The sequence below is a fragment of the Cupriavidus sp. 96C5-1 genome (assembly GCF_057798855.1).
In genome coordinates this window covers 52,407-65,602 of sequence record NZ_JBYOJU010000051.1, presented here as the reverse complement: position 1 = coordinate 65,602, position 13,196 = coordinate 52,407, and the positions used below count along the sequence as shown (strand labels likewise).

The 13,196-nt window shown below is 60.6% G+C and carries 11 protein-coding genes and 1 pseudogene; 1 reads left to right on the top strand and 11 read right to left on the bottom strand.

Going from position 1 to position 13,196, the window contains the following annotated elements; translation table 11 throughout:
- The coding region (locus AC3FOF_RS37415; protein WP_488729476.1) for a LysR substrate-binding domain-containing protein at positions 1-519 on the top strand (519 nt) is incomplete at its 5' end.
- Positions 520-817: 298 nt separating this feature from the next.
- On the opposite strand, the gene AC3FOF_RS37410 is transcribed toward AC3FOF_RS37415, so the two are convergent.
- From AC3FOF_RS37410 to mmsA, 11 genes and pseudogenes are all read right to left on the bottom strand, one after another.
- Positions 818-2,152 (bottom strand): MFS transporter, encoded by a 1,335-nt coding sequence (locus AC3FOF_RS37410; protein ID WP_488729475.1) that lies wholly within the window; start codon positions 2,150-2,152, stop codon positions 818-820.
- 322 nt (positions 2,153-2,474) lie between these two features.
- The gene (locus AC3FOF_RS37405; RefSeq protein WP_276263523.1) at positions 2,475-3,884 is read right to left on the bottom strand and encodes an MFS transporter; all 1,410 of its coding nucleotides are present in this window, start codon (positions 3,882-3,884) and stop codon (positions 2,475-2,477) included.
- Positions 3,885-4,086: 202 nt separating this feature from the next.
- Positions 4,087-4,275 (bottom strand): annotated as a pseudogene (locus AC3FOF_RS37400) (4-hydroxyphenylpyruvate dioxygenase); the annotation flags it as partial.
- Between the two features lie 25 nt (positions 4,276-4,300).
- Complete coding sequence (locus tag AC3FOF_RS37395) at positions 4,301-4,516, bottom strand: hypothetical protein (RefSeq protein WP_488729474.1); 216 nt, start codon at positions 4,514-4,516, stop codon at positions 4,301-4,303.
- A gap of 40 nt (positions 4,517-4,556) precedes the next feature.
- Entirely contained in the window at positions 4,557-5,846 is a 1,290-nt protein-coding gene (locus AC3FOF_RS37390; protein WP_488729473.1) for a polyhydroxyalkanoate depolymerase, read from the bottom strand.
- A 504-nt stretch (positions 5,847-6,350) separates the two neighbouring features.
- Entirely contained in the window at positions 6,351-7,205 is an 855-nt protein-coding gene (locus AC3FOF_RS37385; RefSeq protein WP_488729472.1) for a 3-oxoadipate:acetyl-CoA acetyltransferase, read from the bottom strand.
- Positions 7,206-7,404: 199 nt separating this feature from the next.
- On the bottom strand, positions 7,405-8,481 hold the full coding sequence (locus AC3FOF_RS37380; RefSeq protein WP_430869552.1) for a porin: 1,077 nt from the start codon (positions 8,479-8,481) through the stop codon (positions 7,405-7,407).
- A 418-nt stretch (positions 8,482-8,899) separates the two neighbouring features.
- Positions 8,900-9,961 carry a maleylacetate reductase gene (locus AC3FOF_RS37375; RefSeq protein ID WP_488729471.1) on the bottom strand — a complete coding sequence of 354 codons (1,062 nt, stop codon included), beginning with the start codon at positions 9,959-9,961 and terminating at the stop codon, positions 8,900-8,902.
- 34 nt (positions 9,962-9,995) lie between these two features.
- A complete protein-coding gene (locus AC3FOF_RS37370) occupies positions 9,996-10,292 on the bottom strand; it encodes a Dabb family protein (protein ID WP_276265405.1) in 297 nt (98 codons plus the stop codon).
- Between the two features lie 127 nt (positions 10,293-10,419).
- Complete coding sequence (mmsB, locus tag AC3FOF_RS37365; RefSeq protein ID WP_276265404.1) at positions 10,420-11,637, bottom strand: multiple monosaccharide ABC transporter permease; 1,218 nt, start codon at positions 11,635-11,637, stop codon at positions 10,420-10,422.
- Positions 11,624-13,159 (bottom strand): multiple monosaccharide ABC transporter ATP-binding protein, encoded by a 1,536-nt coding sequence (mmsA, locus tag AC3FOF_RS37360; protein WP_276265403.1) that lies wholly within the window; start codon positions 13,157-13,159, stop codon positions 11,624-11,626. The genes mmsB and mmsA overlap by 14 nt, the downstream gene beginning before the upstream one ends.
- Positions 13,160-13,196: the final 37 nt, after the last annotated feature.

Below are 13,196 nucleotides of genomic sequence, written 5' to 3'. Positions count from 1 at the left end.
CTGGATTTCGTGGTGGGACGCATGGCCGAGCCTTCGATGATGCAGGGGCTCTCGTTCGAGCTGTTGTACGCCGAGTCCCTGGCGGTGGTGGTGAGGCCACACCATCCCCTCCTGGCAGAAACCGGCGGCGGAGCCTCACTGCAAACCGTGCTCGCTTATCCATTGGTCGTAGCGACTACCGGCACCGTGCCACGGCATCACACCGAGACTATGTTCCAGTCGCCCGGGCTGCGCTTACCGGCGGCCTGCACAGAGACACTATCGGCCTCGGTCGCCCGCCTGCCGGCGCCGCGCTCGGATACGGTGTGGATTACGCCGGAGCGCGTCGCGCAGGACGACGTCGATCACGGCTGGTTGGTGAAGCTGCCGCTACCGACGACTGGAAGCGCGGAACCGGTGGGAATCCTGCTCCGCAGCGCAGTGGCACCAAACGAACTGAGTAGCACGCTGCTGGATATTCTCAGGGAGTTGGCACAAGCGAGCAATGCGGGAAAGCACCATCGCAAGAAAGCCGGCTAGGCGCAGCCCCTTTGTAACGGCGGAACTCGCTTTGACTGAGACTAAGTTGCGCGACGCGATCGGGGCGCGGTGCCGTCGCAGCCGTTACTGGACATGCCCTATTGAAGGCTTCATGCGAGAGCGTTATGACGATCGTCGATCTAGCGAGAAAAGTACCTGATAGCTGCGGCGTTCGCCCGGAACGGCCTTCTGCTTGACGCTGCATCGGCGTCTGGCAAAACGACGCGTTACCGATGGGGACTCGCCGAACGCTTTGCAGCATGTCATTGTGGTTCAAACTAGCGGAAGCGACCCATCACTAAGGTGTGGAGCGTGCCTGCGGCACGGCGTTCGCCCCCGAATTGCCAAGCAGGCCGACACTTGCTATGGCCGCAAGCAGTGGCACAGCGAACGCGTAGTAGAGATTGGCGGTCGGCCAGCCGGCATCCACCAGTGCGCCTGCAACCATTGGTGAGAGCACTGCGCCGAAGCGGCCCATACCAATCGACCAGCCCATGCCCGTGGCACGAGTCTCGGGGGGATAGAGGATCGGTGCGTAGGCATACAGGCCAACCATGCATCCAAAGATGCCGCCACCAATCAACATTGCGACGGCAAACGCAATGGCAAGTGTATTGGCAAACATACCGAAGCACACGAGCAATGCGGAGGTTAGAACAAAACAGGCCCACAACAGCGGCTTGAGCCCGATGCGAGACGACAGGAAGCCGAACATCGTGCCACCTACGATGCCTCCCACGTTCAGTAGCACGCCGCCGGTGAGCCCTTGTTGCGCCGACATGCCCGCGGCTACCAGCAGCTTCGGGGTCCAGCTGAGGACAAAGTAGAAGGTGAACATCACCAGAAAGAATGACGCCCAGATCATCGCGGTTTGCACCGCGAGCCCTCTCGAGAACAGGCCGGCCAAGCCGCTTCCGGGCTCCGTGGCTGCAGCGGCGACGGATGGCAGTGCTTGGATAGGCTCGCGCCCCATTGCCTGCAGCAGCTTGTTTACTTTGCCGAGCGCCTCCCGAGGGCGCTTGGCAATCAAGAAGTCGAGCGACTCGGGCAGACGGGCCATCACAATCGGGACCATGGCCAGCGTCACCAGCGCACCGAATACGAACACACTGCGCCAGCCATAATGCGTCAACAGCACGCCGGCGATCACGCCACCGATCGTCGCCCCGACGGGATAGCCGGTTGCCTGTAGGACGATGGCAGTACTGCGCCACTTGTTCGAAGCATACTCCCCGGTGATGACATTGATGCTCGCCAGCATGCCGCCAATCCCGATACCAGTCATTGCCCGCATCGCCGCGAGCTGGAGCACCGATTGCGTGAACGTCGACAACAGCATCCCAAACGAGATCGTCCCCAGACAGAACAGGATGATCGGGCGGCGCCCGAACCGGTCGGCCTGGGGTGCGAGCAAGAGTGACCCTGCAGCCATGCCGAACAATCCGGCGCTCAGCAGCATGCCGATCTCCTTGCCGCTCAGGTGCCAGTCCGAAGAGATGTGTGAGGCGGTGAATGCCATTGCTAACACGTCGAATCCGTCCAACATGTTGAGCACGATACAGATTGCGACCGCCGTGATCTGGAATGAGCTCATGGCGTTCTGATTGATGGCTTCCCTGATGTCCTGTCGCATTGCCTAACTCCTATGTGTTCTGTATGTCTGCTGCGTTCGGCCAGGCTATTGATCTAGACCCGCAGAGGTGCTTCGCCGCCGCGCGGTGATGGCCATGTCGGCTTCCGCGCCCTCAGGCGAGAAGGCGACAGATTCGCGCCGACTCCTCCCCACTGAAGTCGGCGCGGCAGCGCAAAACTCAGAACTTATGGCGGATGCCGACCATCGCGCCAAGCCGATTTCCATTTCCAAATGTATTTCCGCTGTTGGCGAAGGCTGCTGCGCTGTTCAGGGCAATCCAGGCGCCTCGCAACCGGGTATAGTCCACGGCGCAAGCTGCGGCTCAGGCAGATGCCTTACCCGCCCTCGCGTCGACCACAGCCTGCTCCCGAAGCCGTTCGTACTCCTGTTTAGGCACAGGAGCCGCGCTGGGATTGCCCAGGTCGTTCATATGGATCCGATAGGTCTCCCTGGCGGTCCAGGCTGCGATAGCCGCGACGACTGTCACGCCCAGGGTGATCGCCCCGATGGTCATCGGGATGTTGACTGCACCGGGCGGAGCGACAGCGACGAACAGCGCCGGCAGCAGAGCCGTGGCGAGGGTGCCGAGGTTTTGCGAAATGGCCATGCCCGAGACGCGGGTGCGCGTTGGGAACATTTCGGGATAGAAGCTCGGGAAAATGGCGTTGTAACCTTGATAGAGAACTCCCCACATCAACAGGGACGCCACGATAGCCAGCGGCACGTTGTGAATGCTGATGGCATAGAGATAGCCGAACGACAGCAACCCCGAAGCGAGCGCACCGATGATGATCGGCGGCCTGCGGCCGATCTTGTCCGACAGGTTGCCGACAAACGGGATGACGAACACCGCGACGATATTGCCCATGACGGGGATCCACAGGTAAACGTCCTTCTCGAATCCGATGCCATAGCCTGGCTGGACGGCGTAAGCCGCTCCGAAAATCGTCGTGACCACCGGAATGACGTTCATCAGCGAGCAGCACATCACGCGCAGCATGTCCTTCCAGCTTTCCGTAACGGCCTGGATAACCGGCGCCTTCGGGACCGCGCCGTGTGCTCCCTCTTCGGCGAATGCAGGTGTCTCGTGGACCTCGCGGCGGATGATGTAACCCGCGATGATGACAATGAAGCTGAGCAGGAAGGGGATACGCCAGCCCCAGGCGTTGAACGCCTCCGTTGGCATGTAGTGGGCGAGCGGCAGGAAGACCGCTGCGGCGAGAATCTGTCCCGCTTGTACACCCTGCAATGTGAAGCTGGCGTAGAAGCCGCGCCGGCCAAACGGCGCATGCTCGAGAATCATTGAGCTGGCGCCGGATATCTCTCCGGCCACGGCGAAGCCCTGGACCAGTCGCAGCAAGACAAGAAGCGCCGGGGCGAGCAGACCGACCTGGTCGTAGGTCGGCAACAGCCCGACGGCCACCGTCGAAAAACCCATCAGGAACATGCACAGGATCAGCACCTGCTTGCGCCCATGCGTGTCACCCCAATGCCCGAGGAAGAAGGCACCGATCGGGCGCGCGACATAGCCCACGCCGTAGGTCGCCAATGACGCGATGATGGCGACCTTGGGATCCGTCTTGGGAAAGAAGATCTGTGGGAAGATCAGCGATGCCGCAGTGGCGTAGATGAAGAAATCATAATACTCCAGCGCCGAGCCGATCCATCCGCTGGCAGTAGCCTTCTTGGTCTGTTGTCTTGCGTGGGGCTCGTGGTCCGAGGTGTCTGCCATTGTGGTCTCCAGTATTTTTGATTTGGGAGTCTGCTGATCGAGGTTTAGCGGGCGACGACAGCGAATACCGCAGGCTTCGTGTGTTTCATCCAATGTTTCCCTATCAAGAACGACTACCTCTGCGCCTGGGCGGCCATCCGTGCCGGGGCGTTGGTCGCGCCATAGGCGTCGTAAGAGTCAGCACGTTGCACGATCTCAAAAGGAACGGCTGGTACAGTTCGATCGAAAGGCCGAGGTCTTCGGTGATGCGACGCAGCTCGGCGGCCGTCCCGTTGAAGTTAATGAAGTCGTTCTCGAACAGCTCGATGCCGTCGAAGCCCGCAGCCGCGATGGCCTCGAGCTTCTGACGCAGCGTACCGCTGAGCGACACGGTGGCAATGGATCGACGCATGGTGGGCTCCGCTTTCGCGATGAGTTCAGTACGGGTGGATCTGCGTGCCGCCATTGACCTGCATGCCCGCGTCGATCGTGAAGGGCAGATCGGCGGCGCCAGACGTGGGCGCCGCGCCCCTCACGTCCTTCGGTAAGCCCAAATAGATCGGAGCGAAGTCCTCGGCCGGCAGATTAGCGAATCGCTCCTGCCCGATGCCTGTCGTCGGTGCCCGGAGCAGACCGGCACAGACCTCGTACATCGCAATGCTCCGCGGCGTAAGCCCGATTGGCGCGCCCGTGCTAGACATCGCTCAGTTCACTCTTTGCGCCGCGCTCACTCGCTGCAATGAACGCCCGTACCTCCGGATAAACATTCTCACGCCACCGACGCCCGCTGAAGATGCCGTAATGACCCGCGCCCTCAACTTCGTAATGCCGCTGGTGGGCCTGGCTGATACCGGTACACAGTTCATGTGCGGCACGGGTCTGGCCGGAGCCTGAGATATCGTCCAACTCACCTTCGATGGTCAGCAGCGCGGTCGAATGGATGTCCTGCGGACGCACGCGCTCCAGCACGCCTTCAGGGTTCCTGACGTCCCAGGTGCCGTGTACGAGATGGAATTCCTGGAACACCGTGCGGATAGTGTCAAGGTAGTAGTTCGCGTCCATGTCCAGCACGGCGTTGTACTCATCATAGAACTTGCGGTGGGCCTCGGCGCTGGCGTCGTCCCCCTTGATCAGGTCCTTGAAGTAGTCGTAGTGGCTGCTCACGTGGCGGTCCGGATTCATCGCGACGAAGCCGGTGTGCTGCAGGAAGCCCGGGTAGACGCGGCGACCGACGCCCGGGAAGCCCTGCGGCACGTGGTAGATCACGTTGTTCTCGAACCATGCCAAACTCTTGCTGATCGCCACGTTGTTGACGGCGGTAGGCGACTTCCGGGCATCGATGGGACCGCCCATCATGGTGAGCGACAGCGGTACTTTCTCGCCGCGGCTGGCCATCAACGAAACCGCCGCCAGCACCGGCACTGTCGGTTGGCACACGCTGACGACGTGGCAGTTGCCGTACCGGGCCTGCAGATAGCGGATGAACTCCTGGATGTAGTTGACGTAATCGTCAAGATGGAATTCGCCTTCGGACAACGGCACAAGGCGGGCATTGACCCAGTCCGTGATGTAGGCCTTGTGGTCCTGCAGCAGGGTGCGGACAGTGTCGCGCAGGAGCGTTGCGTAGTGGCCGGACAGCGGCGCCACGATCAGCGCCACGGGCTGGTCCTTGAGCATGCGCAGGGTGTCCGGGTCGTCGGTGAATCGCTTAAAGCGGCGCAACTGGCAGAACGGCTTCTCGATCTCGACCGCTTCCTGGATCACCACATTGGCGTTGGCCACCATCACGGACTGGATGCCGAACTCGGGCTTCTCGTAGCCCTTGCCCAGGCGGTAGAGAAGATCGTATCCCGCCGCCAGGCGCTGTGCCAAAGGCAACTGTCCGAAGACGGCACCTTGAGCATAGAGCTTGGAGACGACTCGAGCGAGGTCGGTCACCGGCTCCGCCAGCGAGCGCTGCGTTTCGTAGAGTTGATAGAGCATGGAAATTCCTTTGGGTATCCCGCAACTACTAAAGTGGTGCCCCCTCTTCGGCTCCTCTTAGCCGGCTCGCAAATGAGACGGATCAAAAGTCGCGCACCACAGCGTAGAACTCCGCAGGATACTCAGAGGGACACGCGGACTGACCGCCCAGGAGGACAAGCATCCGACTCGACGGCCACAGCGCATTGTCATCTGCGCAACCTCGATGCGCCGTCTGGATCGGCGCGAGAATATCTAGATAACGAACAATGCACGCAATAGACGCAGAAGTTGTCCGATCTATGGCAGGATATTCGACCAAGTATGGTGAAACAAATTGTCTCACTGCGTTGCAAGAGTTGGAGCCTTCCACTTGGGCGAGTCGCGGAGAAAGTGCTGCGCCAGCATGGCCCTGTACGCCCCACCGATGGGCAAATTGTGGTCGTTGACGTCGTAGCTAGGGTTGTGCACCATGCAGGCGCCATGGCCGGCGTTTACATCCGCCCTGCCGGCACTATTGCGTGGTCAAGGCGTTTTCCCGCTGATCGGAGCAAAGGCCGCTAGCCCCAACAGCGCCCGAGCCTGAGCTACGCTGGCCACTGGGCGGTCATATTCCTTGCACAGCGTGGCCACCTGGCTCACCAACGCGGCGTTGGATGGGGCTAGCGTGTGCTTGTCGAGCCGTACATTGTCTTCCAGACCCGTGCGGCAATGGCCACCGAGTTCCAACGACCAGCGTGCCATGGTGATCTGGTCGCGGCCTATGCCAGCTCCAGTCCAAGTAGCGTCGGGAGCAAGTCGGTGCAGGGTGCGCACGTAGAATTCGAGTACGTCATGATCGACAGGCATAGCGTTCTTGATGCCCATGACGAACTGGACATGCAGCGCACCATCGACCTTGCCGGCCTGCTGCATTGCCGCCGCCTGGAAGATCATTGAAAGATCGAAGGCCTCGATTTCTGGCTTGATTCCATAGGTCTTCATCTCCTCGGCTAGCCAGTCAACCAGGTCCGGCGCGTTGTCGTAGACGCGAGTCGGGAAATTGACCGAGCCTGTCGCAAGCGAGGCCATGTCTGGCCGCAAGGACAACATCCCTCCACGCTCTTTTCCGGCACCAGAACGGCCCCCGGTCGAGACTTGCGTGATCATTCCCGGAGCGTGTTTGCGGATGCCTTCCAGCACCCGGGCGAAACGATCAGGATCAGACGACGGCGTCTCGTCGTCGTTGCGCACATGCAAATGGACAAGTGTGGCGCCCGCCTCGAAAGCGGCTTGCGTGGACTCAACTTGCTCGCTAACGGTGATTGGTACGGCCGCGTTGTCCCTCTTGCGCGGCAGCGAACCAGTGATGGCGACAGAGATAATGCAAGGCTCTTTCATTCAAGAACTCCGAAATGGGGGGCGCAAGAATCCGGCGAGAATAGGACCAGACTCGTTGCGCGAAGAACTGCAAGCGCAAGCGATAGCCTTTGCTAGCAGTCGGAATCGGCGGATACCGAAATAGCGACTGCCGCCAAGATCGGCGGCCATCGCATCCCGCTTTACCGCCGATCTCGATGATTCGGGAGTGGCGATGGCGTTAGAACCAGTGCACCATCCCCGTATACACACCCTGCTGACTGGAACCTGCCAGCGGCCTGTTGTTGCCAGCCTCTGCAGAGAAGGCTGCATTGCCACCATTCAGAACCGTACCAACGGTGCCGTACAGCATCGTTCTCTTTGACAGATAGTAGTTACCTCCCACCGCCAAGAGCGTGCCGTTCCCACCTGCATTGTTGCGATTCGCACGATATGCGCCGCCGATCAGCACCAGCGCCGGCGTTGCCTGATAATTCGCTCCGACCCAGAACAGTTGCTGCTTGGTCGCCCCAGTCGGATTGTCTGCGGTCGCCACCGTATTGGCGCCGGAGCGGGTCAGCGCATAGCCACCATAGAGTTTCAGATCGCGGACCTGATAAGCCGCCCCGGCTGCGTAGAGCTTCGATGCCGTGTACAGGCTGTTGAATCCACCATCGATATCTCGTATTTCCTCGTAGAGTCCTTTGACGACTAGCGGCCCGCTTTGATAGCTGATGCTACCTGCCAGTTGCCTGCCCGAATTGAACTGGCCTGCCGTGCCGTTCAGGCCTGCCTGGCCGCGGAACGACAATCCGCCCCACACGGGCGAGTTATAGGTAATCGTGTTGGCTCGCGATCCCCAGATACGGCCATTCTGCAGTGTCCCAAGGCTCGTAGCCTGATAGCCCATCGGATCGACTGCCGAAATTTCGCTGTCCGGCAATCCCATCGCGCGTCCGAGCCACAGGGAGCCATAGGTGCTGCTTGCAAGGCCGACATACGCGTAGCGATTGAACAGGCTGTTTCCCGTTTGGCCGTTGTCGGTGGCAAAGGCGCTTTCCAGGTTCATCACCGCGCTCAGGCCTCCGCCGAGATCCTCCTTCGCGCGAAGTCCCCACCAGCTTGTCCCCCAATTCCCCCCTGCATAGCGCAGCGTATCGGCGTGGCCACCACCACTTTGTGCGATCTTGTTCAGGTAATCGACGCCACCCGTGATACGGCCGTAGAGGGTCACGCTACTTTGCGCGTTCGCGGCCCCCGCCATGCCCAACGAGATCAAGGACGCCATGGCGCCTGCAAGCACCGGGTTCAGCTTCATCAACATGATTCTCCTCCAACGCAATCTTCTATCTCTTGTTAGAATCCGGATATCCAACGCATGCCATGCAGCGTCACAGGCACTGATGTGGGTTGCCCCGATTCGCTGCAGCTGTTGGCCGATAAGGCCAATGGCCATCGAAGTGGCCGGGCGCAATGCGACTTTGGAATTCCAGACAATACGATCCCCCTCCAGCAATGCACGTCAGGCGCTGGATTCAGGGCGGTACGACTTTTCTGGCCGCAAAGCGGCAATCACGCGTCAATTCATTGCTTCGATCTCCTTTTCACGGAACATCGCCTTCTGGCAACTGCACGTTTGCTGCTCTGCCGCTGTTGTTGTTCTCAACAAAGGGACGAGCTTCTCCCGCCCATCGTCAATGGCTCGATGGCAAAGGCGCAGGATGTGTGAGCGCCTCTTAATGCGCGGGCGGGGCACCTTCCCAGGCACGTTGAAGCAGTTCTCGGAGCGGTACTGCTTCCATCGGACGCGGATTCCAGTAAGCATTGCTCAGCGCCAATTCGCAGGCCCGATCGAGGTCTTTCTCGCGCATGCCAATATCGCGCAGCGCAACGGGAGCGCCCAGCTCCACCGCCAGGTCAAACAACCCTCTAGCGGCATCTACGCGACCGGCTGCGCGTGCGATGCGATGCATCGCGTCCGGAGCGGCGGCCGCGTTGTAGGCCAGCGCATGCGGCAAGACAATGGTGTGCGTTTCCGCATGGGGCAGATTGAACGTCCCACCAAGCGTGTGGCACAACTTGTGATGCAGCGCCATGCCAACATGGCCCAGCACCGAGCCACACAGCCAAGCGCCATACAGGCACTCGCTTCTTCCGTCCAGATCCGACGGATTGCGGGCGATGCTCCGCAGGCCCGTGAGCATGCCGCGGATGCCCTCCTCCGCCATCAGGCTCATGATGGGATTGCCGTCCTTCGCATAGAGCCCTTCGGCAGCATGGGCGATGGCATTGAATCCGCTGACGATGGACAACTTGAGGGGCAGGCCCGTGGAAAGCTCCGGGTCGTAGATGACGACTTTCGGCAGGACGCGGGCATCCCTGCCGGTCTTCTTCAAGCCGGCCTCCGTTATGCCGTAGATCGGGGTCATTTCGGAACCGGCATAGGTCGTCGGCAAGGCGATGATCGGCAGCGACGATTCCAGCGCGATCGCCTTGCCCAGACCCACCGTCGATCCGCCACCAACGGCCACGGCACAATCGGCCGATGCGCCGTCAGCGAAGGCCCGTGCCTTCCGGGCGACCTCGATCGGCACATGCATCTGTGCCTGCGCAAACACGCCGGCACAACGGCTGCCGAGGGTGGCCGCAACCTGTTCGCCTTGCTGGCGCTGCTCGGGCGTGCAAAGGACGATTGCCCGCTGCGCCCCAAGTTCAGCCACATGCTGCGCAATCCCTTGCGAGGCGCCAGCCTTGAAGATGACCCGAGACGGCAAAGATGTATAGACAAAATCGCGCATGATGAACTCGCCGCAAGTTATATTGGGAAGCCGTTCAGATGTAATCGACCTGGTGACGCGCGATGCGGCAGCCGCCCAACTTTTCCCGCACGCGAAGGTGCTCGGGGTGGGACGCGTAAGCAGCGAGCGCAGCCGTATCGTCGAACTCGGTGTAAAGCACCAGGTCGCACGCATAGTCGACGCCGGAAATATCCATGCCGACTTCCAGTTTGCGCATTCCGGGGATCTTGCCGATCAGCCCTTCGAATTGGCGCTTTACGAGCAAGGCAGTTTCCTTCTTGAGGGCCGGCGTATCCCCGTGGACGTTCCACATCACGATGTGCTTGATCATGTTCACCTTCAGGAATTCAGGGATGAGTGGATCCCGCGGCCCCGAAGTCCGGGGCTGCAAGGAAGCGGTTGCAAGAAAATTCGGCGTAACGTAGCGGGTCTTGCGCCTGTTGCCGACAGGCGTCGACTTACGCCTTGTTCTTGTTGTAGACGTCGACGAAGACGGCAGCGAGCAGCACGATGCCTTTGATGACCTGCTGGTAGTCCACGCCAATCCCCAAAATGGACATGCCGTTGTTCATGATGCCCATGATGAATGCCCCGATCACCGCGCCCATGACCTTGCCGACCCCCCCGGAGGCCGAAGCGCCGCCGATAAAGCATGCCGCGATCACGTCAAGCTCGAAGCCCGTGCCTGCCTTGGGCGTGGCGCTGTTCAGCCGCGCCGCGAAGATCAGGCCCGCCAGCGCAGCCAGCACGCCCATGTTGATGAAGGTCTGGAACGTGATCCGTTCGGTGTTGACGCCAGAGAGCTTCGCCGCCTTGGCGTTCCCGCCCACCGCGTAGATGCGTCGGCCAAAGACCGTCCGGTTCATCACAAACGTGTAAGCAGCGATCAGCACCCCCATGATAATCAGTACCGTCGGCAAACCGCGATAGCTCGCCAGCAAGTAGGTCGAAGCCAGAACCAGGCCGGCGAGCACCAGATTGCGCAGCAGGAACACGAAACTGGAGCCCACGGCCATTCCGTGCGCTGCAGCTTTGGCGCGGGCACGCAGTTCGATCACCAGGAACGCTGCTGCGAGCAGGACGCCGATCAACAGCGACGTCACACGGAGGCTCTGTCCGTGGAAGACATCAGGAATAAAGCCGGAACTCATTGCCCCGAACTGGTCGGGAAATGGTCCGACGGACTGTCCTTCCAGCACCAGGATGGTCAGGCCGCGGAACACCAGCATCCCGGCAAGCGTCACGATAAACGATGGCATCTTCCAATACGCCACCCAGTAACCCTGGATAGCGCCGATGGCAGCCCCGGCCAGCACGCACAATGCGATTGCGACGAATGGGTTGACGTCCTGCTCGATCATCAGCACCGCGGACAATGCCCCGATAAAGCCGGCCACCGAACCGACGGACAGGTCGATATGGCCGGCCACGATGACCATCAGCATGGCCAGCGCCATGATGACGATATAGCTGTTCTGCAGAATCAGGTTGGTCAGGTTCAGGGGCTGGAGCAGCACGCCACCTGTCGACACCTGGAAGAAGACGATGATCACCAGCAGCGAGATCAGCAGACCATACTCGCGAGCGCCGCCCTTCAGTGCGGCCTTGATCCCCTCCAGACTCGATGGAGCCCCCTGCAGCTTGGATGCGGACTTGTTCATTTCAATTGCCTCCATTTCTTACGATTGCCCGCATGATCGCTTCCTGGCTTGCGTCCTCTGCCGAGAACTCTCCCACAATGCGGCCTTCGTTCATCACGTAGATCCGATCGCACATACCCAGCAGTTCAGGCATTTCAGATGAGATCATGACCACGCACTTTCCTTCCTCCACCACCTGGTTGATGACGGTGTAGATTTCATACTTCGCGCCTACGTCAACGCCCCGCGTTGGCTCGTCCAGGATCAGCACATCCGGTCCGGCGAACAGCCATTTCCCAAGGACAACCTTCTGCTGGTTGCCCCCCGACAGGTTTCCGACGGCCTGCGAAACCGTATGGCAGCGGATATGCAGCTTGCGGCGGAACTCCTCCGCCACCACCGCCTCGCGATGCTCGTCGATCACACCGGAAGCCGATACCGCCCCCAGGTTGGCGAGGGTGATATTCCTGACAATCGAATCGTCGAGCAGCAGCCCGCAGCCCTTCCTGTCTTCCGTCACGTAGGCAATGCCACTCTCGATCGCCTGGCGCGCACTGGAGACATCCACGGCCCGGCCCTCGACGAAGACCTCGCCTTGAATGCCGCGGCCGTAGTTGCCTCCAAAAATGCTCATGGCGAGTTCCGTGCGTCCCGAACCCATCAGACCGGCGATCCCCACGACCTCTCCCCGCCTGGCGTGGAGACTGACGTCCTTGATCATCATCCGGTCGTCCTGCGTGGGATGCCGGACGCTCCAGTTCCTGACTTCAAACAGCCTCTCTCCCAGGCGCGGCTCACGACGTGGATACCGGTCCGCCATATCACGGCCCACCATGGCCTTGACGATACGGTCTTCGTCAACGTTTCCCCCCTTGCAGTCGAGCACGTCGACCGTCGCGCCATCACGGATGATGGTGATGGCATCGGCCACCCGCGAGATCTCGTTGAGCTTGTGGGAAATGATGATGGCCGTGACGCCGCGCGCCTTCAGGTCGAGCAGCAGGGACAGCAGTTTCTCGCTGTCGTTGTCGTTGAGGCTTGCCGTCGGTTCATCGAGGATCAGCAGCTTGACGTCCTTCGACAGCGCCTTGGCGATTTCCACGAGTTGCTGCTTGCCGATGCCAAGTGCGCCGACTTCGGTAGCCGGGTCATCGGCAAGGCCAACCTTGCGCAATAGCTCCCGTGTCTTCGAATACGACACTTCCCAGTCGACAATGCCGTTCCTTGCCCGCTCATTGCCAAGAAAGATGTTCTCGGCGATCGACAACATCGGGACCAGGGCCAGTTCCTGGTGAATGATGATGATGCCGATGTCCTCGCTGTCGCGGATACCAAGGAACTGCCGAAGCTGTCCGTCGTAGTGGATATCACCAGCGTAAGAGCCATGCGCATAGACGCCACTCAGGATCTTCATCAGGGTGGACTTACCCGCGCCGTTCTCGCCGCAAATCGCATGAATCTCTCCCCGCTTTACGTCGAGACTGACGTTCTTGAGTGCCTTGACGCCACCAAAGCTCTTCTGGATCTCGCGCATCTGCAGGATCGTTTCTCCGCCCATCGCAGTTGTCCCCTATCTCTCACACTCGGACGGCGTG